Genomic DNA, 358 nt, shown 5'->3' with positions numbered 1-358 from the left:
CACGCCACCGGGCGAGGCGACCCTGCCGGGGCTCACGGTGTTGACCCGGATCCCGGCCGGGGCCAGCTCCAGGGACATTCCCCGGCTGTACGTCTCCAGCGCCGCCTTCGCGGTCGCGTAGTGCAGGAACGGGCCTACGGGGGTGAGGACCGCGGCCGACGAGACATGCACGATCGCCCCCGAACGCCGTTCCAGCATCCCCGGCACCAGCAGCGAGTCCAGCCGCACCGACGCCAGGTAGTTCAGGTTCAGCCCGTCCAGCCACTCGTCGTCGGGAATGGCGAGAGCACTCCTGTGCGCCCGCCCCCCGCCCGCGTTGTGCACCAGGATGTCCACCCCACCGAGCACGTCCCCCACC

The 358-nt window shown here is 71.8% G+C and carries 1 protein-coding gene; it reads right to left on the bottom strand.

Features of this window, described 5'->3' with window-relative positions; translation table 11 throughout:
* A partial coding sequence (locus BHU15_RS37705) for an SDR family NAD(P)-dependent oxidoreductase (protein WP_255293323.1) occupies window positions 1–358 on the bottom strand: 358 nt, incomplete at both ends.

Source organism: Streptomyces niveus (assembly GCF_001723055.1).
GTDB classification, from domain to species: Bacteria; Actinomycetota; Actinomycetes; order Streptomycetales; family Streptomycetaceae; genus Streptomyces; species Streptomyces niveus.
The sequence above is the reverse complement of the archived record's forward strand: the minus strand, read 5'-3'. Positions and strand labels throughout refer to the sequence as shown.